Genomic DNA, 24,596 nt, shown 5'->3' with positions numbered 1-24,596 from the left:
CGCGGCGTTGGACGCCTGGATATCCCCAGTTGTTCCATGAGGGGCTTGGATCGCTGCTCGCGCCGGTCGCCTTGATCGTTGACCTGTGAGCCTCTGCGACCACTCCGGGCTGCAGCCCGGGCAGGCCGGGGCCTGCCCGGTGGGCGCGCGCGGCGCCACCGGAGGCGGCCACTTCGTGATCAGCTGTGGCTGGGCGCCCTCGGGTGGGCGCTGCGGCGAATCTCGCACCGATCATGACGCGCTGATCGTTGCGAGATCCCCCTCATGGTCCTCCCGAGGACGGTTCCAGGCATGTGATCATGGGGAAGCACTACCCGCGGCACACGGGTGCCCGCCTCGCTGGGCAGATGCCGCCGAACCCGGCCGGCAGAAGTTGTCCACCGGGACCACGTAGACCTCACGAGGCTTGGATCTTCCCCGAGACCCGTCACGTCGATCTCGAGCCAAATGACGGTCTCGCCGGAAACCGGCGTGCACCACGTCGGGGCCCCACTCGCCCACGGGTCCCGGGACACCGACCAACCCCTCGACCACCGGATACCCGAGGCGACACGACATGCGCGAGCGACGGCAACGCGCCCGATCCGGCAACAGACACCATACGGCCACTCTCGCACCCAGCTGCTGATCAAGCCGACCACCCGACGGGCATGATCGGCCGCCTGGTGCGAGAGCGGCCACATGCGGCCGCGACTGCACCGATTCGCTGATCAAGCCGCTCCGGCGAAAGACCCCAGCCTCCTAGCCCGGGCGACGGTTGAGCAGCCCGAAGCAGACGGCGAAGACGGCGGCGAGCAGGGCACCGACGGCGGTGATGCCGAAGCCCAGCTCGTACCCCCCGATCGACGGGAGCGTCGCGCCCGGCGTCACGTGCGCCGCGAGCAGCGCCGCCGCCAGCGCCCCCGAGATGCTCGCCCCGAGCATGCGGACGAGGCTGTTCACACCGCTGGCGACGCCGGTCCTGGACGGGTCGACGTGCTCGATCGCCATCGTCGCGAGCGCGGAGTAGGCCAGCCCGATGCCCAGACCCAGCAGCGTCATCGAGCTCAGCACGTCGGTGACGTGGGTGTGGGACAGCACGAGCCACAGCTCCGACACCCCGGTCAGCACCGCCCCGATCGCGACGACGTACGGCGCGGACAGCCGGCGGATCAGCCCGCCGGACGCCAGCGAGACGATCATCATCAGGAGCGAGGCGGGAAGCAGGTAGAGCCCGGCCTGCAGGACGGACGCGCCGAACCCGTACCCGGCGGAGGCCGGTGCCTGCACGAACTGGGGGGCGAGGGAGAAGCCGCCGAACATCGCGAACCCGAGCAGCATGGAGGCGACGCTCGCCCCGACCGTGCCGCGGTGGGTCAGCAGGCCGATGTCGACCAGCGGCTCCGCGGTCCGCCGTTCGACGGCCACCCAGACCGCGAAGAGCACGGCCGAGGCGGCGAACAGCCCGAGGATGCGGGCGGAGGTCCAGCCCCAGCTCTGGCCCTCCGTGATGCCGAGCAACAGCGTGACCAGGCCGCCCGCCAGGAGGACCGCGCCCGGGATGTCCGGGCGCCCGCCCTGCGGCGGTGTCGGGTCGCGCAGGAAGACCACACCGACCGCCAGCGCGGCCGCGGCGAGGACCGCCATCACCCAGAACACGGCCCGGAAGCCGGTGGTGTACTGCGCGATCACCCCGCTCAGCACCAGGCCGATCCCGCTCCCGATGCCGATGGTCGCGCTGATCATGCCGATGCCCGTGGCCAGCCTCTCCGGCGGCAGGACGCCCCGCACGACACCGATCGACAGCGGGATGACGGCGACCGAGAAGCCCTGCACCACCCTTCCGACCAGCAGCACGGGCAGCGAGGACGCGAGACCCGCGATCACCGAGCCGGCCAGCAGCATGACGAACGACGCCAGCAGCATCCGCCGCCGCCCGTACATGTCGCCGAACCGGCTGAACAGCGGCGTCGCCACCGCGCCGACGAGCATGCTGATCGTGAACGTCCAGCTCACGGCGGCCACGCCGACGTTCAGTTCGGCCTGCAGGCGCGGGAGGAGTGGGAGCACCGCGCTCTGCTGCATCACGGTGACCGCCGCCCCGAACGCCGCCGCGGCGACGACCGACCGGCCCTGGGTGGGTGCCACGACCGGGGAGCGGGGAGATCTCGATCCGGCATCGGTCATGGCGGCTTGGAGAGCCTGTGCCATCTCAACCTTTCAAACGGCTAACTTAGGTAGGTAACCTGCCAGCGAGACTACATACCTAACTTAGGTAACCGTCAAGGGAGATTGTCGTGGAGGACTACGGCGACGACCTGCTGGAGGCCACGACGTCGATCAGCCGCATGACCCGCATGCTGCGGCGCGCCAAGCTGTCCGAACGCGCCTGCGCCGAGGCCGGCATCACGCTCGACCGGATCGGTCTGCAGATACTGGGGCTCGTGCGCAAGGCGGAGCAGCCGCTCAGCGTCAAGGAGCTCGCCGAGGCGATGCAGGTCGAGGGGCCGCACGCCACCCGGCAGGTCCAGCGGCTGGTCGCCCGTGGCCTGCTCGAGAAGACCGTGGACGCCGAGGACCGGCGGGTGGCGCGGCTCGCGCCGACCCCGGAGGGGGCCGAGCTGATCGACCGCTACCACGCGGTGATCAAGAGCTGGATGCGTGAGGCGGTGGCCGGCTGGCCGGTCGAGGACCGGCGACAGGTGTGCACGCTCATCACCCGCTGGGTCGACGACATCGAGGCCTACTTCGACAAGCTCGACGCCGAGCCGGCCCCGGGAACACCCGGTCAGCGGCCGCCGGGCTGACGCCCGGCCCGCCACCCTCACCCGAGGCGGGCCGACTCCTCACCGCCGGTGTGGGTCACCTTCAACGCGTAGACGGCGACGGCTCCCGGGGTTCCCTCCCGGTCGCCCTTCTCCGTGCTCGACTGCACGTATGCGCCGACCTTGAAGTACCAGCCCGTGCCGCTCTTGTTCAGCTCGGCCTTCTTCGCCCCGTTGTAGTGGACGTCGACGCGCCCGCCCTCGGCGACGATCTTCAGGTCGTAGGGCGTGCCGAGCCGGTAGGCGGGGTCGATGACGGTCTCGCTCTCGCCGTCGTCGGACTGCACGGAGAGGCGCTCCCCCTCGAGGCGGACCTGCAGGACGTCGTCGTCGCCGTCGTGGATCTGCGCCGCCACGACCTCCGGCTTGACCTTCGGGACCTCGAGGATCGCCTCGCGCACCTCGAGCGTGTGCGTGCCTCCGGGGTTCGACCAGGCGGCGTTCTCCCCATCCTGCATCTCACGCAGCTCGGACCGCGGGTAGTGGCTGTTCTTCGTCGTGACGCCGCCGACCTTCGCCGTGAAGACCACGCCGTTGCGCGAGTCGTTGACCTTGAAGAACTCGTTCGTGAACTGCGAGAGCGTCCCGGAGAGCACCTCCACGGGGCTGCCCGCGTCCCCGGTCGGGAGGGTGAGCTTCCAGTTGCTGAGGTCGAGGAGGTCGGCGGGCACGCTCGCCTTCCCGGGGGCCAGCGGAGCCTCCTGCGCCGGTGGCCCCGCCACCGCCTCGGCCGGTGGAGGTGCCGGCAGCGGTGGTGCGGCGCCGAGCGACATCCCCGAGACGCCGGCGGACAGCGCGGCGGCGATCGCGGTGGTCAGTAGCGGGTGGCTGAACGTCATCACGGACTTCCCCTCGGCCGGACTCGCGCGGGGTCAGCGTGAGTGGTGCGGGAGCGGACGATGTCGAACGGTAATCACGCCGCTGCGACTTGTGATGCCGAGTCACTCGAATGTGGATCACCTGGTCGGTCACGACCGCGGCGGTCGGATCGTCGCGTCGGCCGGGTCCTTGTCGCTGCGCAGGCCCCGCCAGGCCGCGTGCCGCAGCCGCCCCTCCTTCGTCAGCACCCGGTAGACGACCTCGCCCACCAGCTCCGGCGCCACCCAGCGCGCCTTGCGCGCCTCGTCGCGCGGGACCTCCTCGTCGAACGGGCTCGTCCCCCGCTCCCTGACCTGCAGCTCGGCGAGCAGCGAGCGCAGCGCGGCCTCGGTGAACCCGGTGCCGACGTGCCCGAGGTACCGCAGCGACCCGCTCGCGTCGTAGGCGCCCAGGAGCAGGGCCCCGATGTTCTGCGCCCGCCGCCCCTCCCCGGTGGTCCAGCCGCCGATCACGACCTCCTGGGTGTGCAGCAACGCCGTCTTCACCCACGCCGGCGAGCGGCGGCCCGGCTCGTAGCGCGCGGAGCGCCGCTTCCCGACGACGCCCTCCAGGCCATGGGCCCTCGCGACCTCCAGCAGCTGCGCGCCGCTCACCCCCGCGGCCGCCGGGGGCACGCGCACCCGCGGCCCGGCGATCCCCAGGCCCTCGAGCAGCTCGCGCCGCCGGTCGTAGGGCTCGCCGAGCAGCGACGCACCGTCCAGGTGCAGCAGGTCGAAGACGACGTAGGACACCGGGATGCGCTCGACCAGCTCCGGGTCGGGCATGCGCACGTGCATCCGGTGCTGCAGCGTGCCGAAGTCGGGCCGGCCGTCGTCGTCGAGCGCGATGACCTCGCCGTCGAGCAGGACCGGCCTGCCGTCCAGCAGCGCGCCGAGGTCGGCGAGCTCCGGGTACCCGGCCGTGACCTCGTTGCCGCGGCGGCTCTGCGCGCGGATCCGCTCGCCCGCCACCGCCGTGACGGCCCGCACCCCGTCCCACTTGAACTCGAACGACCACCCGGCGCCCGCGGGCGGTTCCCCGGCGGTGGCCAGCATCGGCGATACCGGCGGCGGAAGTGGAGTGGTCGGGACCATCCCGGGAGCCTGCCCGGGCCACCGCGGGCTGCGCATCCCGGGATCCCGATCGGATGGGCCGGCGGCCGCCTCTCGAGGGGGTGGGGAGGCGGCCGCCGGGGGCACGGGGGCGGCCGGGGGTCCGCCTGCCGTGCTACCCCACGGTAACTGTTGCGCGCGCAATCGGGCGGATCTTCGGGCCGGAACGGCGCACTAGGATCGGTGTGTGTCGCAACACGCCGAACCCGACACGGGGTTGGACGCCGGACTGAACGACGCTGCCGACGAGCTGTACGCCGTGCCGCCCGACGAGTTCATCGGGGCGCGCGACGCCGCCGTCGCCACCGCCCGCGAGCGGGGCGACCGCGAGCTCGCGAAGGCCATCGGCAGGCTGCGCAGACCCACCAAGGCCGCGTGGCTCGCGAACCTCCTCGCCCGCCGCCGCGCGGCGCAGCTCGAGGGGTTGCTCGCGCTCGCCACCGGGCTCGCGGACGCCCAGCGCACCCTCGACGGCACGGCGCTGCGGCAGCTGTCCAGCAAGCGCCACCAGCTCGTCGCCGCGATGGCCCGCGAGGCGGGACGGCTGGCACAGGAGGCGGGCGACCCGGCGGCCGAGAGCGTGCTGCGCGAGCTGCAGGGGATCCTCGACGCGGCGCTGGCCCGGCCGGAGATCGCCGAGCAGGTGCGGTCCGGGCGGCTGACGCGCACGCTGAGCTACACGGGCTTCGGGCCGGAGGCCGACCCGGGCGCCGCGCCGGCGCCGCCCACCCGTCCGGCACCGCGACCCGAGGAGGCCCCCGAGGCCGGGGACGACGGCACCGAGGACGACGGCGACGGCGCGGCCGAGCGCGCCCGGCGCGAGCGGTTGCGGGCCGAGCGCGACCGGCGTGCGGAGGCGCTCACCGCCGCGGAGGACGAGGAGGCGGCGGCGCGGGCCACACAGGACTCCGACGAGGCCGCGCGGGACGAGGCCGTCACCGCCCGCGACGACGCCCGCCGCCGGGTGGCCGACCTCACCGCCGAGATCGAGGCCGCCCGCGAGGAGGAGCGCACGACGACCGCGGCCGCCCGCGACGCGGAGACCGCGGCGAAGGCCTCCGCCCGCGCGGTGGGGGTGGCCGCGTCCCGCACGGCGCGGGCCAAGGCCCGCCTCGAGGAGCTGGAGGCATAGGCCGGCGGCCCTCCGCGTGCCTGCTGTCATCCTCGCGAGCGATGATCCCCGCCCTTCCCGACCTCCCGGTCCGCGCCGCGCTCCCCGAGATCACGGCCGCGCTCGCCGCGGCCGGCTCGGCGGTGCTGGTGGCGCCGCCCGGCACCGGCAAGACCACGCTCGTTCCGCTGGCGCTCGCGCCGGGGCTCACGGGCAAGGTCGTCGTCGCCGAGCCCCGCCGCCTGGCGGCGCGGGCCGCGGCCACGCGGATGGCGGCCCTGCTCGGCGAGGACGTCGGCCGCACGGTCGGGTACGCGGTCCGCGGTGACGCCCGCACGTCCGCGGCCACCCGCATCGAGGTCGTGACGTCGGGGCTCCTGCTGCGCAGGCTCGTCGCCGACCCGGAGCTCCCCGGCACCGCCGCGGTGGTGCTCGACGAGTGCCACGAGCGGCACCTCGACGCCGACCTGCTCCTGGCGCTGCTGCTGGACGCCCGCGACGGGCTGCGCCCGGACCTGCAGCTGCTGGCGACGTCGGCGACGGTGCGCACCCGCAGGCTCGCCGAGCTGCTCGGCGGGGCCGACCCGGCGCCGGTGCTGGACGTGCCGGCGCGGGCGTTCCCGGTGGCGGTCCGGCACGTCCCGCCGGCGCGCCGCGAGCGCGTCGAGGCCTGCGTGGCGCGCGCCGTCCGGACCGCGCTCGACGAGGGTGCCGGCGACGTGCTCGCGTTCCTCCCCGGCGTCGCGGAGATCCGGCGCACCGCCTCCGCGCTGAGCGGGATCGACGCGGACGTGCTCCCGCTGCACGGGCGCCTGCCCGTTGCGGAACAGGACCGGGCGCTGCGACCGGGGCCGCGCCGCCGGGTGGTGCTCGCCACCGCCGTCGCGGAGTCGAGCCTCACCGTGCCCGGCGTCCGCGCGGTGGTCGACGCCGGGCTGGCCCGCGTGCCGCGCACCGACCACCGCCGCGGCCTGGCCGGGCTGGTCACGATCCGCGTGTCGGCGGCGGTGGCCGAGCAGCGCGCCGGGCGGGCCGGGCGGGAGGGCCCGGGGCGGGTGCTGCGCTGCTGGCCCGAGGGCGAGCTGCTGGCACCGGAGCCGGATCCGGAGATCCGCACCGCCGACCTCACTCGGTTCGCGCTCGACCTCGCCTGCTGGGGCACCCCCGATGGCGCCGGCCTGCGCTGGTGGGACACCCCGCCGGAGGGCCCGCTGCGGGCCGGCCGGGCGGTCCTGCGCGCTCTCGGGGCGCTGTCCGGCGAGGCGGTCACCGACCGGGGCCGCCGGATGGCCGACCTCGGCCTGCATCCGCGGCTGGCGCGGGCCCTGCTCGACGGGGCCGCGGACGTCGGCCCGCGCGCCGCCGCCGAGGTGGTGGCGCTGCTCGACGACGACACGCTCGCCGCGGGCGTCGAGGCGGACGCCGAGCTGCGCAGGCTGCGCTCCGGCACGGCGCCGGGATCCGGGCGGTGGCGGGCCGAGGTGCGCCGGTTGCAGCGGCTCGTCGACGGCACGGGCGGGCGGGACGACCCCGCACTCATCGCCCCCCTCGTCACCGCGCTCGCCCATCCGGAACGGCTCGCCCGCCGCCGCTCCCCCGGCTCCCGGCGCTACCTGATGGCCGGCGGCACGGCCGTGGAGCTGCCGGCCGGCACGGCGTTCGAGGACCAGGAGTGGCTCGCCGTCGCCGTGGCCGACCGGACGCCGGGCGCCGACCACGGCCGGGTCCGCCTCGCCGCCGCGGCCGACCGGGAGCTCGCCGTGCGCGCCGCGCCCGCCCTCCTCGCGGAGGCCGATGAGGTGGCGTGGGTGCGCGGGGACCCGGCCGGTGTCGTGGCCCGGCACGTCCGGCGGCTCGGGGCGATCGTCCTCGACGAGCGCCGCATCCCCCGTCCCCCGCCCGACGCCCTGCGCGCCGCCCTGCTCGACGGCCTGCGCACAGAGGGCCTCGGCCTGCTGCGGTGGACGGACGGCGCGCGCAGGCTGCGCGACCGGCTCGCCACGCTGCACCGCACCCTCGGGCCGCCGTGGCCGGACGTCACGGACGAGGCCCTGCTCGCCGATCCCGGCCCCTGGTGGGGCGGCCCGCTCACGTCCGCCCGCGGCCGCGCCGACCTGTCCCGCGTCGACGCCGCGGGGATCCTGCGCACCCTGCTCGGCTGGCGCGAGGCCGCCACCCTCGACGAGCTGGCGCCCGAGCGGATCGCGGTGCCGTCGGGCTCCCGGATCGCCCTCGACTACTCGGGCGAGCGCCCGGTGCTGGCGGTGCGGGTGCAGGAGGTGTTCGGTTGGACCGGCGCGCCCGCGGTGGCGGGCGGCCGGCTCCCGGTGCTGCTGCACCTCCTGTCGCCCGCCGGGCGCCCCGCCGCCGTCACGGCGGACCTGGAGACGTTCTGGACGACGGGCTACCCGCAGGTCCGGGCGGAGCTGCGGGGCCGCTACCCGAAGCACGCATGGCCGGAGGACCCGCGGTCGGCACCGCCCACCCGCCGCCGCCAACCCCGCTAGGAACGCTCCCGGGCGATGGCCTCCTGGGCGATGACCGCCTCCTCCTCCAGCGTCGGCACCTCGGTGACGGCCTCCTCGGCCTCCGCGGCGGACTCGGTGGCCCGGTTCAGGTCGGCGCGGACCGTCTGCAGCAGCACGGCGCCGGCCAGCACGACGACCGCCCCGAGCAGGAACGGCACGTGCACGCTCAGGTTCTCGGCGAGCAGGCCTGCCGCGAACGGGGCGAGGCCGCCGCCGATGAACCGCACGAACCCGTACGTCGCCGACGCCACGGGCCGCGGCACCGGCGAGATGCTCATGACCGCCGTGGTGACGAGCGTGTTGTTCAGCCCGACGAGCGCCCCGGATGCGACGACCGCGACGATGACGACCCAGCGTGCGCCGGGGAACGTCCCGATCACGGCGAGGATCACGGCCACGAGGACGAGGGAGACGGTGAGGGTGCGCGCGGTCCCGAAATGGCCGTCCAGCCACGGCGCGCCGAACACCGCGAAGATCGCCACCAGCAGGCCCCAGGCGAAGAACACCGCACCCAGCTGCAGCGCGTCGAGGTCCATGAGGAACGGCGCGTAGCCCAGCAGCGTGAAGAAGCCCCAGTTGTAGAGCAGGCCGGTGACGCTCGTCGTCCGCAGGCTGCGGTGCCGCAGCGCGACGATGGGCTCCCGCAGGGAGAAGCGTCGCTCCGGCTTGGGTGTCGGCGGCAGGAACACCACGGTCGCCACGAGCGCGATCAGCATGAGGACGGAGACGCCGAGGAACGGCCCGCGCCAGCTGATGTTGCCGAGCAACCCGCCGAGCAGCGGCCCGGTGGCGATCCCGATGCCCAGCGCGGTCTCGTAGAGCACGATCGCGCCGGCGAAGCCGCCGCTCGCGGACCCGACGATCACGGCGAGCGAGGTCGCGATGAAGAGGGCGTTGCCCAGGCCCCATCCGGCGCGGAAGCCGACGATGCCGGTGATGCTGTCCGCGGCCCCGGCCGCCGCCGCGAACACGACGATGAGCACGAGGCCCGCGATGAGCGTGCGCTTCGCGCCGATCCGGCTCGATACCGCACCGGTGACCAGCATCGCGACGGCCGTGACCACCAGGTAGCTGGTGAACAGCAGCTCCACCTGCGTGTGGCTCGCGTCCAGCTGGGTGGCGAGCGCCGGCAGGATCGGGTCGACGAGGCCGATGCCCATGAACGAGATGACGCAGGCGAAGGCGACGGCCCAGACGGCCTTCGGCTGCCGGAAGGGGCTGCTCTGAGCACTCACGACGCCCGAGTATAGATAGCGTTGCTAATGATCCGCTGCGGCAAGATGGGCGTTGTGACGCATTCCTCTCCCACCAGCACGCTCGTCCAGCTCACCGACCTGCACGTCGTCGCCGACGGGGAGGAGCTCCCCAGCGGCGTCGACACCGCGGCCGTCCTCGAGGAGGCGCTGCGCGCCGTCGAGGACGCCGCGATGCGCCCGGCCGCACTCGTCCTCACCGGCGACCTCACCGAGCACGGGCGGCCCGCGCAGTACCGCCGCCTCCGCGCGATCGTCGAACCCGCGGCGGCCCGGCTCGGCGCCCCCCTCGTGTACGTCGCCGGCAACCACGACGACCGCGCCGCGCTGCGCGAACACCTGCTGGACGAGCCGCCGTCGACCGGGCCGCTCGACCACACCGTCAGGGTGGGGGACGTGCGGATCGTCGTGCTCGACAGCACCGTGCCCGGTCACCCGCACGGCGCGCTCGCGGCCGGGCAGCTGGACCGGCTGCGCGCCGAGCTCGCCGAACCGGCGCCCGCCGGCACGGTGCTCGCGCTGCACCACCCGCCGCTGCCGAGCGCCGCGCCGCTGGCCGCCTCGATCCCGCTGCTCCGCCGCGAGGACCTCGCGGCCGCCGTCGCGGGCACCGACGTGCGGCTCGTGCTGGCCGGGCACACCCACGTCGTCAGCGCCGGCACCCTCGGCGGCGTACCGGTCTGGACCGGGGGCCCGATCGCCACCACCCTCGACTCGCTCGCCCCCGGCGCCGCGCTGCGCGGGCTGGCCACGCCGTCGGTGAGCCGGATCGACCTGTTCCCGGACGGGCTGCTCACCACGAGCGTGCCGACCGGCGCGCGGCGCATGTCGGACGTTTCGGCCGCGACGATGGAGCCCACGATCGCGGACTTCCGGGCCGCCTGGAGCGGCTGAGGGGTTCCGGTAGCGTGGCGTGGTCACCGACCGGATGCGACTCGCCGCGGAGAGCAGTGTGAAGATCGCGCACCTCGTCCCGACCCTGCATCCGAACGGCCCGGAGATCGGGCTCGGCGACCTCGCGAGCGCGGCCGCCGACGCCGGCCTCGAGCTGGTGGTCGTCGCCCTCGCCGCCACCTCCGACACCACCTACGTGAGCCCGCTGCGCCGGCTCGGCGTGCCGGTCGTCGAGCTGGGACTCGCACGCTTCGACCCGCGGGCGGTCGCGCGCACCGCCGCCCAGCTGCGCGCGCACGGGGCGCAGCTCGTGCACACCCACCTGCCGCCCGCGGACGTGGTCGGCGCCGCGGCGGCGGTCCGCAACCGGATCCCGGCGGTGTCCACGCTCCACCGCATCGAGAACATGCCCGCCGACCGCGGCGACCGCCTCAAGCGCACCGCCCGCATCGTCGCCCGCCAGCGCTTCATGGCCCGCACCATCGCGATCTCGCAGGTCCAGCTCGAGTGGTACCGGGGCCTCACGGGCACCGGCCGCAACCTCGTCGTCGTGCCCAACGGGGTGGCCGACCCGGGCGTGCTGGACCCGGCCACCCGCAGTTCCCGCCGCGCCGCCCTCGACGTCGCCGACCACGAGGTGCTGGTGGTCAGCAGCGCACCGATGCGCCGCGGCGAGGGCCACGAGCTCCTGCTCGACGCCGTCGAGGCGCTTCCCGACCGGCTCCCCCTCGCCGTCGCGCTCGCCGGCGACGGCCCGATGCGGCCGTGGCTGGAGTCGCGCGTCGACCGCAGCGCCGACCTGTCCGGCCGCGTCCGCTTCGTGCACCGCCACCAGGACCCGGCGGGCCTCCTCGCCGCCGCCGACCTCGTCGTGCACACCGCGACGTCCGGGGCCGCGCCCACCGCGCTGCTGCGGGCGATGGCGGCCGGCGTGCCGGTCGTCGCCACCCGCGTCGGGGGCGTCCCCGAGATCGTCCCGCCCGGGACCGGCGTCCTCGTCCCGCTGAGCGCACCCCCGCTCGTGGACGCGCTGGTGGGGCTCACCGAGGACCACGAGCGGCGCGCCCGGATGGCCGCGGCGGCGCGGGCACGCTTCCTCGCCGAGTACGACGCGGCCGGCTGGGCGCGCCGCCTGCGCGCCGTCTACGACGACGTGCTGGCGGGCCGCGCCTGAATCCGGTCGACGCCCACGCCGGACCGCAGCAGACTGTGGTGTCGTGCTGCACCACGACGCGCCGCCCCTCGTCCCCCCGTCGATCACCCTGCGCCGGGCCACCGCCGCCGACCTCCCGGCCATTGCCGTGGTCGACGGCCGGTCGTTCGCCGAGCACTACACCGCCGAGCGCCTGGAGGACATCCGGGCGTTGTTCGACCCGGAGCGCTACGTCCTCGCCGAGGACCGGGGCGAGATCGTCGGGGTCACGGGCTCGTACCCGTTCGACGTGACGCTGCCGGGGGGCGCGGCGCTCCCGGCGGCCGGCGTGACGTGGGTGTCCGTGGCGGTCACCCACCGCCGGCGCGGCATCCTGCGGGCGCTCATGGCCGAGCAGCACCGCGGGTTCGGCGCCGACGGCCTCGCCGTCTCCCTGCTCACCGCCAGCGAGGGCGTCATCTACGGCCGGTTCGGCTACGGGATCGCCACCGAGCACCGCGAGGTGCAGATCAGCAGGCGCCGCGCCACGCTCCGATCGGACCTGCCCGAGACCGGCGGCGTCCGCCAGGTCGAGACGGACGAGGTGCGCCGGATCGCCCCGGACATCCACCGGAGGTGGGCGGCGCGGACACCGGGCGCCCTGTCGCGCACCGATCGGTGGTGGGACGTGCACCTGGCCGACCGCGAGTCGCAGCGGGGCGGGGCCACGGCACTGTTCCACCTGGTCCATCCGGACGGCTACGTCTCCTACCGCATCGACCGCGCCACGTGGACCTGCCGCGTCGCCGACATGGCCACGGCCACCGACGAGGCGTACATCGCGCTCTGGCGCACCCTGCTCGCGCTCGACCTCGTGGAGACCGTCTCCGCCCGGTCGCTCACCGCGGCCGAGCCCCTGCAGTTCCTGCTCGCCGACCCCCGCCAGATGCGCACCGTCAGCCAGCACGACGGCATGTGGGCCCGGGTGCTCGACGTGCCGGCCGCGCTGGCCGCCCGCCGCTACGGCACCGAGGTCGACGTCGTCCTCGACGTGCGGGACCCCTTCCTCGACCGGGGCGGGCGCTTCCGGCTCCGCGGCGGGCCGGACGGGGCCGAGTGCGTGCCCGCGGAGAGCGGCGCTCCCGTCGTCGGGGTCGGGGTGGCGGCGCTGGGCTCCCTGCTGTTCGGCGGCGCGCACGCCGGCTCGCTCGCCCGGGCCCGCCTGATCGAGGCCGACGACCCGGCGGTCGTGCGCCGCCTCACCGCCGCCTTCCAGGGCGAACGCAGCCCGCAGCACGGCACCGAGTTCTGACTCGGGGCCGGGTTCCGAATCGGCCGTTCCCGGATAAGGTGGCCGGTTGTGCCCGACCCCGCCGCTCCCCCCGTCACCCGGCTCGACCCCGCGGACCTCCTCGCCCGGCTGCAGGCCGAGACCGGGGTGGAGCTGGAGCTCGTCGGGCCGCTGCCCGGCGGCCAGGTCGGGGCGGCGCTCGTTCGCCGGCCGGACGGCCACGAGGGCGTCCTCACGCACTGGGGCGACGCCACGGACGAGGCGTGGGCCCGCATCGAGCGGACCGGCGAGCTGCTCGGCCTCGCCCGGGCCGCCGGGATCCCGGCACCCCGCTACGAGCTCGTCCGGCGCCTCGCCGACCGGATCGCCGTGGTGCAGGAGCGGCTGCCCGGCGAGCCGCCCTCCCGGGTGGACCTGGCGCTCGTCGAGGGCCTCGTCGCGATCGCCGGCCGCGGCGCCGGTCTCCTGCGCGGCCGGCCCGACGTCCCGGCCGCCGAGCTGTACCTGCTGCGCAGCGGGCCCGGCTTCTGCCTGCACCAGACGCTCGCCCAGTACGACGAGCGCACCCGGCGCCTGCTCGACGTCGTGCGCCGCATCGGCGCCGCGTCGCCGCACCGGATGGCAGGCGACGACCTCGTGCACATGGACTTCCACCCCGGCAACGTGCTGGTCGACCGCACCGGCGCCGTCACCGGCGTCGTCGACTGGGACGGCGTCGGCCGCGGTGACCACCGCTTCGCCCTGATCACGCTGCGCTTCGACCTCGCCGCGCCCGCCGTCGACGCCCAGGACCGCTCGGCCCGGTCGGCCGCGGCCCGGTGGCTCGACAACCGCATCGACGACCTGTTCGACGAGGCGAGCCTGCGCGCCTACTGGGCGCACATGGGGCTGCGGCTGGTGGACTGGGCGATCCGCCACCACGGCCCGGACGACGTGGACCGCTGGCTCACCGTGGCGGCGTCGCGGCTCGCCTGAGGCGCAAGTCCGACCCCGGAGATTGATCCGAGGTGGATGCGAACACCACCCCGCATCGATCACGGCCTCCCGGGTCGGATGGTTGCGGCAACGACGATGTGCACCCGATAACGGCAGGTCAGGGCGGCAATCAAGGGGTCATGGTCGCTGTTGAAGATCGACTAGCGACCATTTCACCTTGATCGCCGAAACGCCGCCGCGGCCGATTCGGCAACACCCTCGATACGAACGCCAGGTCCCGATTCCGCTGATCAAGCGTCGCCCACGGGCGTATGCGGCTTTGCATGATCACGTAGACGTCATGGGGTCTGCGGCCGGCCGACACCTAAGGTGTCGACATCATCATGAAATGTCCGGCTTGGCGCGCCGTTCCCGGCTCGGGCCGGACTGCCGCGCTGCTCGGGCACGCCAGTTCCCGCGAGACCGTCTCTGCCGTCGCCTTGAGATCAACTCGAGGACCCCACTGGAGGCGACCCGTGAGCGGGGGTGCGGCGGTCAGGCGCACGTTGGATCCGTACTGCTGTTTCGTGGCGGGCCAAAACAGCAGTACGGCGCCATAGTGTTGATCGGGCCGACATCCGACAGATACCTCCCGGGGCCGCCGACACCCGCCTCGCGATCATCGGATTCGGACCCACTCATCTCAGGCGGGCTCAGGCCGATCTCGCGGTGGCCCGCCAGCGGCCCGGGGCCACCCCGTGGTGGCGCTTGAAGGCGGCCGCGAACGAGAACTCCGACGCGTAGCCCAGCGCGCGGGCGACGGCGGCGAGGCTCGGATCGCCCGCGCGGAGCTGCTCGCGGGCCAGGGCCATCCGCCAGTCCGTGACGTATCCCAGCGGGGCGAGCCCGAGCAGGTGGGTGAAGCGCCGCGCGAAGGTCGCCCGCGACAGCGCGGCCTCGGCGGCCAGGCCGGCGACCGTCCACTCCCGCCGCGGGTCGGCGTGGATGGCGCGCAACGCCGCTCCCACGCCCGGGTCGGCCATGCCGCGGAACCAGCCGGGGGCCGCGTCCACGTCGGACGCGAGCTGCTCCCTCAGGGACTGGACGAGGATCACGTCCAGCAGGCTGTCCAGCAGCGCCTGCTGGCCGGGCCCCTCCGCCATGAGCTCGCCCGCGAAGACGTCGAGCGTGGCGCGCAGGCTGGACCCGGCGAGCGGGCGCACGACGGTGAGCGGCGGCAGCCCGGCCAGCAGGCCGGCGCAGAGGTCGCCCTCGAAGCGGTACGCGCCGCAGAAGAACGTCGTCGGGTCGCCGTCGCCCGAGCCGAGCTCCATCCGGACCGCGCCGGACGGGGGTGCGGCCGCCGGGTGGCCGGCGAACGGGACGAGGTCGGCGACCGGGGTGCTGCCCATGTGGTGCGGCGACGGGCCCCGGATCAGGACGACGTCGCCGGGGAGCACGCGGCGGGCCTCGCCGGGCCGCTCGGTCCAGGTGAACGCCTCGCCGCCCAGGATCCCGTGGATGGCGAGCTGGGCCGCCTCCGGGAACCGCACGCCCCACTCGCCGCGCGCCGTCGAGTGCGAGAACGCCGCCCCACGCGCACGGGAGCGCTGCAACAGATCTGTGAGCACGTCCACGAGATGAGACGATGACACATATTTTCGCGCCGATCCAGCATGGATGACCGCACCGGCCGCGCGTTGTATGGATGCCACAACACGAGGAGGAGTGGCGCCATGTCACTGGCAGTGCAGTTCGACGGGTACGGCGACATCGAGGTGCTCGAGGTCCGGGACGTGCCACGACCGCGGCCCGGACCCGGCGAGGTACTGGTCCGCGTCCGGGCCGCCGGGATCAACCCCGGCGAGAACGCGATCCGCATCGGCGTGTTCCGGGAGACCTGGCCCGCGACCTTCCCGTCCGGCCAGGGCAGCGACCTCGCAGGGCGCATCGAGGCCGTCGGGCCGGACGTGTCCACCTGGACGGCGGGCGACGACGTGATCGGCTGGGTCGACACCCGGGCCGCCCAGGCCGAGCTGGTCGTGGTGCCCGCCGCGCACCTCGTGCGCCGGGACCCGAACGTGCCGTGGGAGGCCGCCGGGGCGCTGTTCGTCGCCGGGACCACCGCCCACGCGGCCGTGCACGCGGCCGGCGCCGGCCCGGGCGACACGGTCGTCGTCGCCGGCGCCGCGGGCGGGGTCGGGTCGATCGCCGTGCAGCTCGCGCGGCGGGCCGGGGCCACGGTGATCGGCCTGGCGAGCGAGGCCAACCACGCCTGGCTGGCCGAACACGGCGTCACCGCGCTGACCTACGGCGACGGGGTCGCCGACCGCATCCGGGCGGCCGCGCCCGGCGGCGTCGACGCGTTCATCGACACCTTCGGGGACGGCTACGTCGACCTCGCGCTCGGGCTCGGCGTCGCGAAGGACCGCGTCAACACGATCATCGACTTCGCCGCGGCGGCGCGGACCGGGGTCAAGGGCGAGGGGATGGCCGGGTCCGCGAACGTCGAGGTCCTGGGCGAGCTCGCCAAGCTCGTCGCCGCAGGCGAGCTCGACGTCCCCGTCGCGGCGACGTACCCGCTCACCGAGGTCCGCGCCGCGTACCGGCAGCTCATGCTGCGGCGCACCCGCGGCAAGATCGTCCTGCTGCCCTGAGGCCCGTGCACTCCGCCGTCACTTCGGCTGATGTCTCACATGGCAGCCCGGAGTGGCAGGGTGTCGCCCGTGACCACCGCACAGACCTCCGTCGCCGTCGTCACCGGCGCCGCCCGCGGGTTCGGCCGCGAGATCGCCCGCCGGCTCGTGGCCCGCGGCCACCGGGTCCTGATCACCGATCTGGACGCCGATGCGGTCACCGCCACGGCCGGCGAGCTGGGCGTCGCGGCCGTGCCGGCGGACGCGCGGGTGCCCGCCGACCACGCCCGGGTCGCGGCGGCCGCCGCCGAGCTCGGTCCGGTCGGTGTGTGGGTCAACAACGCGGGCGTGCTGCGGGCCGGGCGGGTGTGGGAGCAGCCCGAGCAGGACGTCACGCTGCAGGTCGAGGTCAACCTGCTGGGCGTGGTGCACGGCTCCCGCACGGCCGTCGAGGCGATGCGGGAGCACGGCGGGCACCTGCTCAACATCGCGTCGATGTCGGCGCACGGGCCGGTGCCGGGGCTCGCGGTGTACGCGGCCACCAAGGCGGCCGTGCTCAGCTTCACCACCAGCCTGCAGGGGGAGCTGGACATGGCGCGGGTGCCGGTCCGCGCGCACGCGCTCTGCCCGGACGCCGCCGACACCGCGCTCGTGCGCGACGAGCAGTCCAGCCCGGACACGGCGATCCTGTTCTCACAGCGGTCGCTCCTCACCCCGGCCGCGGTCGCGGACGCGGCCGTGGCGCTGCTCGACGCGCGCCGGATCGTGCGGTCGGTCCCCGGCTACCGGTCCGGGGCGATGCGGATCGCCGGCATCCTGCCGCGGGTGGGGCTGCCGGCGCTCGCCCGGCTGCGCGCGCAGGGCGACCGGCGCCGGACCGCGGGGTCGTGAGCAGGCGGCACGACCACGACGCGGGCGGCGATCCCGAGCTGCTCGCCGCGAAGGCGGCGCTGCGCGACGAGGTCTGGACGGCGCTGTCGGAGGCACGGGTGGCACGGTTCCCCGGCGCCCGCAACCGCATCTCCAACTTCACCGGGGCCGAGGCCGCGGCTGGGAAACTCGCCGAGACGGACGCGTGGAGGGCCGCCGCCACCGTCAAGGCCAACCCCGACTCGGCCCAGCTCCCGGTGCGGCAGCGGGCCCTCGAGGACGGCAAGACGGTCTACATGGCGGTGCCGCGCCTCGCCGAGCCCGAGCCGTTCTTCCTGCTGGATCCGGGGCACCTCGCCGACCCGCCCCGGCGCGCCGCCTCCATCGCGGGGGCGACGCGCTCGGCCCGGCGGGTGGCCGTCGCCGACCTGGAGCCGGTCGGCCTCGTCGTGAGCGGGTGCGTCGCCGTCGGCGAGGACGGCGCACGGCTGGGCAAGGGCGGCGGGTTCGCCGACCTGGAGTTCGCGCTCGCCACGGCGGCCGGGCTCGTCGGCCCGGGGACGCTGGTGGTCACGACCGTGCACGAGCTGCAGGTCCGGCCCCCAGGCGCGATCCCGACCGCGCCGCACGACGCCCCGGTCGACCTGGTCGTCACGCCGGACCGGGTGATCGACTGCCGGGAACGGCGCGGCGCGCGGCCCACCGACGGCATCCGCTGGACCGAGCTCACGCGGGAGAAGATCGAGGCGATCCCGCTGTTGCGGGCCCTGGAGAAGGAGGCGGCACGATGACGGGGACCACACGGGTGCGGCTCGCCTACGGCGAGGCCGGGCTGGCGGTGGACCTGCCGGCCGCGCGCACCACCGTGGTGGAGCCGGTCTACGCGGCGGGCGCGACCGACCAGCGCGACGTCCTGCGCACGGCCCTGCGGCGGCCCGTCGCCGGGCCGCCGCTGCGCGAGATCGCCCGGCCCGGGCAGCGGGTCGCGATCTCGATGTGCGACGGCACCCGCGCGCAGCCGCGGCACCTCATGGTCCCGGCCGTGCTGGAGGAGCTGGACGGCGTCGTCGACCTCGACGACGTGGTGATCCTCGTCGCCACCGGCACCCACCGCGGCAACACCGAGGCCGAGATCCGCGCGATGCTCGGCGACCGGGTCGTCGACGCCGTGCAGGTGGTCAACCACGACGCGCGCGACGCGTCGTCGCTCGTGCACCTAGGAACCCACGGCGACGGCGTGCCGGTGTGGCTCGACCGGCACTGGGCCGAGGCGGACCTGCGGATCACCACCGGCTTCGTCGAACCACACTTCTTCGCGGGCTTCAGCGGCGGCCCCAAGATGGTGGCGCCGGGCCTCGCCGGGCTCGACACCGTGCTCACGCTGCACGACGCCCGCCGCATCGGGCACCCGCACGCCACCTGGGCGGTCTGCGAGGGCAACCCGGTGCACGACGACATCCGGGCGGTCGTCGGCGCGGTCGGCCGGGTCGACTTCGCGCTGGACGTCGTGCTCAACCGCGAGCAGCAGATCGTCGAGGCGTTCGGCGGTGAGCTGTTCGCGATGCACGCCGCCGCGCGGGACGCGGCGAGGCGGCTCGCGATGCGCCCCGTCGACGGCCGCTTCGACGTGGTCGTGACGACGAACGCGGGCTTCCCGCTCGACCAGAACCTCTACCAGTCGGTGAAGGGCATGACGGCGGGCGCCACGGTGGTGCGCGACGGCGGCACGATCGTGTGCGCGGCCGAGTGCCGCGACGGGTTCCCCGACCACGGCTCGTACCGCGAGGTCCTGGCATCGGCGCCGTCCCCGCGCGCCCTGCTCGACGCCATCGAGGCGCGGCCGCAGACGGTGCCCGACCAGTGGCAGGTGCAGGTGCAGGCCAAGGTGCAGAACCTCGCGCGGGTGGTGATGCACACCTCGTACCTGTCCGACGAGGCGCTGGCCACCGCCCACCTCGAGCAGACCGCCGACATCGCCGACACCGTGGAGCGGGCGCTTTCGGCCGCGGGACCGGACGCGCGGGTGTGCGTGCTGCCCGAGGGCCCGCAGACGATCCCCTACCTGGCCTGAACCCGGTTCGAGCCGCGGCTCCGGCGGGCGCGAGTGGATCACATCGCCCGGGAACCGCGCGTGCGAGCATGTGCCCCATGGTGGAACCCGCACAGGCACCCGTGATGACCGACGTCGCGCGGTTGGCGGGCGTGTCCCACCAGACCGTCTCACGCGTCGTCAACGGCTCCCCGCACGTGAGCGACACCACCCGGGCCCGCGTGCTGGCCGCCATGGAGGAGCTCGGCTACCGGCGCAACGCGGTGGCGCGCGCGCTCGCCACCCGCCGCTCGGGCGCCCTGGGCGTGATCACGTTCGACACGGTGCTGTACGGGCCGGTGAGCACGCTGTACAGCATCGAGCAGGCGGCCAGCACGGTCGGCATGGGCGTGAGCATCGCGGTGGTCGAGCGGATCAGCTACGAGGCCGTCGAGCGCGCGCTCGGCCGGCTGCAGGACCAGTCCGTCGAGGGCGTCGTGGCGCTCGCCGCCCAGCTCGACGCGGTGGACGTCCTCACCGCGAAGCTGCGGCCGGTGCCCACCGTCTTCGTCGGTGGCCTGCTCGGCGGCGGGAGCGCGGGCGAGATCGCGCCGGTGCCGGCGATCGGGATCGACCAGCGGGGCGGCGCGGCCCGCGCCACCCGCCACCTGCTGGAGCTGGGGCACCGCACCGTGTACCACGTGGCAGGGCCCGCCGACTGGCTCGACGCCCGCTGGCGCGTCGAGGGCTGGCACTCGGCGCTCACCGACGCGGGCGCGCCCGTCACCACACCCGAGGCGGGAGACTGGAGCGCGCGCTCCGGCTTCGCCGCGATGCAACGCCTGCTCGCCACCGACCCGGCCCTCACCGCCGTGTTCGCGGCCAACGACCACATGGCGCTCGGCGCCCTGCGCGCCCTCGACGAGGCCGGCCGCCGCGTGCCGGAGGACGTCAGCCTTGTCGGGTTCGACGACGTGCCGGAGGCCGAGTTCTTCGGCCCGCCGCTGACGACGGTGCGCCAGCACTTCCCCGAGGCGGGCCGGCGCGCCGTGCGCCTGCTGCTCGACATCATCCGACCGGAGGAGGCGGTGGGCTTCGGCCCCGAGTCCGGGTCCGACCTGGTGCCCACCGACCTCGTCCTGCGCCGTAGCACGGGTCCCGCCTGACACCGCTCCCGCAGCCCGGTTCCGCCACGGCGATCCCTCAACCTGGGATGTCAGAGGGGTTCGCCCGGTGTCCTTGACAAGGCCCCCACCCGCCCCCGATTGTGAGCGCTAACAACGCCGTCCGACGGGAGATCGCACCGTGGCCAGTCCGCACGCCCCGCAGGGCGCCGTCACCGTCGGCATCGACTTCGGCACGCTGTCCGGGCGCGCGGTCGTCGTCCGGGTGTCCGACGGCGCCGAGCTGGCGAGCGCCGTGCACCCCTACCCCCACGGGGTCGTGGACCACACGCTGCCGGCCACCGGCGCGGCCCTGCCGCCGGACTGGGCCCTGCAGATCCCGGGCGACTGGATCGAGGTCCTCAAGGTCGCCGTGCCGAAGGCCGTGGCCGCGGCGGGCGTCGACCCGCGCGACGTGATCGGCGTCGCCACCGACTTCACCGCGTCGACGGTCCTGCCCACGCTCACCGACGGCACCCCGCTCTGCGAGCTGCCCGAGTACGCCGACCGCCCGCACGCGTACCCGAAGCTCTGGAAGCACCACGCCGCGCAGGGCCAGGCCGACCGGATCAACGAGGTGGCGCGGCAGCGCGGCGAGGCCTGGCTCGCGCGCTACGGCGGCCGCATCTCGAGCGAGTGGGAGTTCGCCAAGGCGCTGCAGCTGCTGGAGGAGGACCCCGAGACCTACGCGCGCACCGAGCGTTGGGTCGAGGCCGCCGACTGGATCATCTGGCGCCTGTCCGGCACGTACGTCCGCAACGCCTGCGTCGTCGGCTACAAGGGCATCTACCAGGACGGGCACCACCCCGGCCGCGAGTACCTCGCCGCGCTGAACCCCGGCTTCGCCGGGTTCGTCGACGACAAGCTGGACCACCCGATCGCCCAGCTCGGCGACCGCGCGGGCGGCCTCACCGCCGAGGCCGCGGCCTGGACCGGGCTGCCGGAAGGCATCGCGGTGGCGGTCGGCAACCTCGACGCCCACGCCACCGTGCCCGCCGCGAACGCGCTCGAGCCCGGCCGCCTGGTCGCGATCATGGGCACCTCCACCTGCCACGTGATGATCGGCGAGCAGCTCGCCGAGGTGCCCGGCATGTGCGGCGTGGTGGACGGCGGCGTCCTGCGCGGCACCTGGGGCTACGAGGCGGGCCAGAGCGGTGTCGGCGACATCTTCGCCTGGTTCGTCGAGACGTCCCTGCCGCCGGAGTACCACCGGCGGGCCACCGAGCGGGGCATCGACGTGCACGACCTCCTCACGGAGCTGGCCGCCGAGCAGGAGGTCGGCGAGCACGGGCTCGTCGCGCTGGACTGGCACTCCGGCAACCGATCGGTGCTCGTCGACCACGAGCTCTCCGGCGTGATCGTCGGGCAGACGCTCGCCACCCGGCCCGAGCACACCTACCGCGCCCTCCTCGAGGCCACCGCCTTCGGCACCCGCACCATCATCGGGTCCTTCGAGGCGTCCGGTGTACCGGTGCGGGAGCTGGTGGTGGCCGGCGGGCTGCTGAAGAACCGCTTCCTCATGCAGCTCTACGCCGACGTGTGCAACATGCCGCTCTCGACGATCGTGTCCGAGCAGGGCCCCGCCCTCGGCGCCGCCATCCACGCCGCCGTCGCCGCCGGCGCCTACCCGGACGTCCGTTCCGCCGCCGCGGCGATGGGCGGCGCGCACCGGGGCGCCTATACACCCGACCCGGAGCGCGCCCGCGCCTACGACGCGCTCTACGCCGAGTACCGCCGCCTGCACGACTACTTCGGACGAGGAGAAAACGATGTGCTGCACCGGTTGCGGGCGATCCGTCGGGCGGCGGTGACGAGGTGAGTGCCGTTCCCGACGGCGCCAAGGCGGCCGTGGACGAGCTGCGCGAGCGCGTCGCCGCACTGCACGCCGAGCTGGTGCGTTACGGCCTTGTGGTCTGGACGGCCGGCAACGTGTCCGCGCGGGTGCCGGGCCACGACCTGATGGTGATCAAGCCGAGCGGCGTGTCCTACGACGACCTGTCCGCCGACCGGATGGTGGTCTGCGACCTTTCCGGCGAGCTCGTCGAGGGCGACCACTCCCCCTCCAGCGACACCGAGGCGCACGCGCACGTCTACCGGCACATGCCCGAGGTGGGCGGCGTCGTGCACACCCACTCCGGCTACGCGAGCGCGTGGGCGGCACTCGGCGAGCCGATCCCCTGCGTGCTCACGGCGATGGCCGACGAGTTCGGCGGCCCGATCCCGCTCGGCCCGTTCGCCCGCATCGGCGACGACGCGATCGGCCGCGGCATCGTCGACACGCTCACGGGCCACCGCTCCCGCGCGGTGATCATGCGCAACCACGGCGTGTTCTCGATCGGCCCGGACGCCAAGGCGGCGGTGAAGGCCGCCGTGATGTGCGAGGACGTCGCCCGCTCGACGTTCATCGCCCGCCAGATGGGCCCGCTCGTCCCGATCCCGCAGGACGACGTCGACGCGCTCTACGACCGCTATCAGAACGTCTACGGCCAGCAGAAGGGGCGATGATGGGGCAGGTCTGGTTCCTGACCGGCAGCCAGGGGCTCTACGGCGAGGAGACGCTGCAGCAGGTCGCCCAGCAGTCGCAGGAGATCGCCAAGGAGCTCGGGGCGACCCTGCCGGCCGACCTCGCCTGGAAGCCGGTGCTCACCGACTCCGAGGGCATCCACGCCACGATGCTGGCGGCCAACGCCGACCCGGACTGCATCGGCGTGATCGCGTGGATGCACACGTTCTCCCCGGCCCGGATGTGGATCCACGGCCTCGACGCGCTGCGGAAGCCAATGCTGCACCTGCACACGCAGGCCAACCAGGCGCTGCCGTGGGCAGAAATCGACATGGACTTCATGAACCTGAACCAGGCCGCCCACGGCGACCGGGAGTTCGGGTACATCCAGGCCCGGCTCGGGGTCGTCCGCAAGATCGTCGCCGGGCACGTGGCCGAAGCCGGCGTGCAGCGCAAGATCGCGGCGTGGACGCGGGCGGCGCGCGGCTGGGCCGAGGTGCGCACGCTGCGGCTGGCCCGCTTCGGCGACACCATGCGGGACGTCGCAGTCACCGAGGGCGACCGCACCGAGGCGCAGTGGCGCTGGGGCGTCACCGTCAACGGCTACGCCGTCACCGACCTGGCCGACGCCGTGCACGCGAGCCTCGACGCGGAGGCAGACCGCCTGGTCGCGGAATACGAGGAGCGCTACGACGTCGCCCCGGAGCTGCGCCGCGGCGGCGAGCGGCACGAGTCGCTGCGCTACGGCGCCCGGATCGAGCTGGGCCTGCGCGCGCTGCTGGAGAGCACGGGCGCGAAGGCCTTCACCAGCAACTTCGAGGACCTGGGTGCCCTGCGCCAGCTGCCCGGCCTGGCCGTCCAGCGGCTGATGGCCGAGGGCTACGGGTTCGCCGGAGAGGGCGACTGGAAGACCGCCACGCTCCTGCGCACGCTCAAGGTGGCGGCCGAGGGCCTGCCCGGCGGCACCTCGTTCATGGAGGACTACACCTACCACCTCGGCCCGGGCACCCCGAAGATCCTGGGTGCGCACATGCTCGAGGTGTGCCCGACGATCGCGGCCGGCACCCCGCGCATCGAGATCCACCCGCTGGGCATCGGCAACCGCGAGGACCCGGTCCGGATGGTCTTCGACACCGAACCCGGCGCGGGCTTCGTGGTCGGCATGTCGGACATGGGCGACCGGTTCCGGCTCGTGCTCAACGAGATCGACGTCGTGCCGGCGGACGAGCCGCTGCCGAACCTGCCCGTCGCGCGCGCGGTCTGGGAGCCTCGGCCCGACCTGGCCACCTCCGCCGAGACGTGGATCATGGCAGGCGGCCCGCACCACACCGTGCTCTCCACGGCCCTGTCCACGGAGGAGGTCGCCGACCTCGCCGAGTTCGCCCGCACCGAGCTCGTCGTGATCGACGGCGACACGCGGGTGCGCCGGTTCCAGCAGGAGCTGCGGTGGAACCAGGCGTACTACCGGCTGGCCGGGGGCCTGTAGGAACGAGGCCC

Annotated in this window: 20 protein-coding genes; 15 read left to right on the top strand and 5 right to left on the bottom strand. The window is 74.7% G+C overall.

Going from position 1 to position 24,596, the window contains the following annotated elements:
• Positions 1-741: 741 nt before the first annotated feature.
• Positions 742-2,127, bottom strand: coding sequence for an MFS transporter (locus tag ACU436_RS13115; RefSeq protein WP_459024934.1), 1,386 nt, complete (start codon positions 2,125-2,127; stop codon positions 742-744).
• 149 nt (positions 2,128-2,276) lie between these two features.
• On the opposite strand from ACU436_RS13115, the gene ACU436_RS13110 reads away from it, so the two are divergent.
• Positions 2,277-2,786: a MarR family winged helix-turn-helix transcriptional regulator gene (locus ACU436_RS13110; protein WP_459024932.1), complete on the top strand. Its 510-nt coding sequence runs from the start codon at positions 2,277-2,279 to the stop codon at positions 2,784-2,786.
• Positions 2,787-2,803: 17 nt separating this feature from the next.
• On the opposite strand, the gene ACU436_RS13105 is transcribed toward ACU436_RS13110, so the two are convergent.
• Together ACU436_RS13105 and ligD are read right to left on the bottom strand one after the other, a co-directional pair.
• Positions 2,804-3,643, bottom strand: coding sequence for a polysaccharide lyase family 7 protein (locus tag ACU436_RS13105; protein ID WP_459025696.1), 840 nt, complete (start codon positions 3,641-3,643; stop codon positions 2,804-2,806).
• Positions 3,644-3,772: 129 nt separating this feature from the next.
• A complete protein-coding gene (gene ligD, locus ACU436_RS13100) occupies positions 3,773-4,756 on the bottom strand; it encodes a non-homologous end-joining DNA ligase (RefSeq protein ID WP_459024931.1) in 984 nt (327 codons plus the stop codon).
• 205 nt (positions 4,757-4,961) lie between these two features.
• On the opposite strand from ligD, the gene ACU436_RS13095 reads away from it, so the two are divergent.
• A complete protein-coding gene (locus ACU436_RS13095) occupies positions 4,962-5,906 on the top strand; it encodes a hypothetical protein (protein WP_459024930.1) in 945 nt (314 codons plus the stop codon).
• A gap of 41 nt (positions 5,907-5,947) precedes the next feature.
• Positions 5,948-8,392, top strand: a complete 2,445-nt coding sequence (gene hrpB, locus ACU436_RS13090; RefSeq protein WP_459024929.1) for an ATP-dependent helicase HrpB — start codon at positions 5,948-5,950, stop codon at positions 8,390-8,392.
• Here the strand turns inward: hrpB and ACU436_RS13085 are convergent.
• A complete protein-coding gene (locus ACU436_RS13085) occupies positions 8,389-9,648 on the bottom strand; it encodes an MFS transporter (protein ID WP_459024928.1) in 1,260 nt (419 codons plus the stop codon). The genes hrpB and ACU436_RS13085 overlap by 4 nt on opposite strands.
• Before the next feature lie 54 nt (positions 9,649-9,702).
• On the opposite strand from ACU436_RS13085, the gene ACU436_RS13080 reads away from it, so the two are divergent.
• The 4 genes from ACU436_RS13080 to ACU436_RS13065 are packed head-to-tail and all read left to right on the top strand — an operon-like array spanning position 9,703 to position 13,958.
• Complete coding sequence (locus tag ACU436_RS13080) at positions 9,703-10,560, top strand: metallophosphoesterase (protein ID WP_459024927.1); 858 nt, start codon at positions 9,703-9,705, stop codon at positions 10,558-10,560.
• 58 nt (positions 10,561-10,618) lie between these two features.
• The gene (locus tag ACU436_RS13075) at positions 10,619-11,734 is read left to right on the top strand and encodes a glycosyltransferase family 4 protein (protein WP_459024925.1); all 1,116 of its coding nucleotides are present in this window, start codon (positions 10,619-10,621) and stop codon (positions 11,732-11,734) included.
• A 43-nt stretch (positions 11,735-11,777) separates the two neighbouring features.
• Positions 11,778-13,004 (top strand): GNAT family N-acetyltransferase, encoded by a 1,227-nt coding sequence (locus ACU436_RS13070; protein ID WP_459024924.1) that lies wholly within the window; start codon positions 11,778-11,780, stop codon positions 13,002-13,004.
• A 48-nt stretch (positions 13,005-13,052) separates the two neighbouring features.
• Positions 13,053-13,958 (top strand): phosphotransferase, encoded by a 906-nt coding sequence (locus tag ACU436_RS13065; protein ID WP_459024922.1) that lies wholly within the window; start codon positions 13,053-13,055, stop codon positions 13,956-13,958.
• A gap of 653 nt (positions 13,959-14,611) precedes the next feature.
• Here ACU436_RS13065 and ACU436_RS13060 read toward each other — a convergent pair.
• Entirely contained in the window at positions 14,612-15,535 is a 924-nt protein-coding gene (locus ACU436_RS13060) for an AraC family transcriptional regulator (RefSeq protein WP_459024920.1), read from the bottom strand.
• Between the two features lie 99 nt (positions 15,536-15,634).
• Here ACU436_RS13060 and ACU436_RS13055 point away from each other — a divergent pair, with 99 nt between their 5' ends.
• From ACU436_RS13055 to araA, 8 genes are all read left to right on the top strand, one after another.
• A complete protein-coding gene (locus ACU436_RS13055; protein WP_459024918.1) occupies positions 15,635-16,555 on the top strand; it encodes an NADP-dependent oxidoreductase in 921 nt (306 codons plus the stop codon).
• A 69-nt stretch (positions 16,556-16,624) separates the two neighbouring features.
• On the top strand, positions 16,625-17,425 hold the full coding sequence (locus ACU436_RS13050) for an SDR family oxidoreductase (RefSeq protein ID WP_459024916.1): 801 nt from the start codon (positions 16,625-16,627) through the stop codon (positions 17,423-17,425).
• Positions 17,422-18,195, top strand: coding sequence for a 5-formyltetrahydrofolate cyclo-ligase (locus ACU436_RS13045; RefSeq protein WP_459024914.1), 774 nt, complete (start codon positions 17,422-17,424; stop codon positions 18,193-18,195). The genes ACU436_RS13050 and ACU436_RS13045 overlap by 4 nt, the downstream gene beginning before the upstream one ends.
• Positions 18,192-19,475 (top strand): nickel-dependent lactate racemase, encoded by a 1,284-nt coding sequence (larA, locus tag ACU436_RS13040; protein ID WP_459024912.1) that lies wholly within the window; start codon positions 18,192-18,194, stop codon positions 19,473-19,475. Before ACU436_RS13045 ends, larA begins: the two co-directional genes overlap by 4 nt.
• 77 nt (positions 19,476-19,552) lie before the next feature.
• Complete coding sequence (locus tag ACU436_RS13035; protein WP_459024910.1) at positions 19,553-20,599, top strand: LacI family DNA-binding transcriptional regulator; 1,047 nt, start codon at positions 19,553-19,555, stop codon at positions 20,597-20,599.
• A gap of 139 nt (positions 20,600-20,738) precedes the next feature.
• Positions 20,739-22,415 carry a ribulokinase gene (gene araB / locus ACU436_RS13030; protein ID WP_459024908.1) on the top strand — a complete coding sequence of 559 codons (1,677 nt, stop codon included), beginning with the start codon at positions 20,739-20,741 and terminating at the stop codon, positions 22,413-22,415.
• Positions 22,412-23,101 carry an L-ribulose-5-phosphate 4-epimerase gene (locus tag ACU436_RS13025; protein ID WP_459024906.1) on the top strand — a complete coding sequence of 230 codons (690 nt, stop codon included), beginning with the start codon at positions 22,412-22,414 and terminating at the stop codon, positions 23,099-23,101. Before araB ends, ACU436_RS13025 begins: the two co-directional genes overlap by 4 nt.
• Positions 23,098-24,585, top strand: a complete 1,488-nt coding sequence (gene araA, locus ACU436_RS13020; protein ID WP_459024904.1) for an L-arabinose isomerase — start codon at positions 23,098-23,100, stop codon at positions 24,583-24,585. The genes ACU436_RS13025 and araA overlap by 4 nt, the downstream gene beginning before the upstream one ends.
• Positions 24,586-24,596: the final 11 nt, after the last annotated feature.

Source organism: Pseudonocardia wallangbongensis (assembly GCF_054486945.1).
This window is presented reverse-complemented; position numbering and strand designations above follow the sequence as displayed.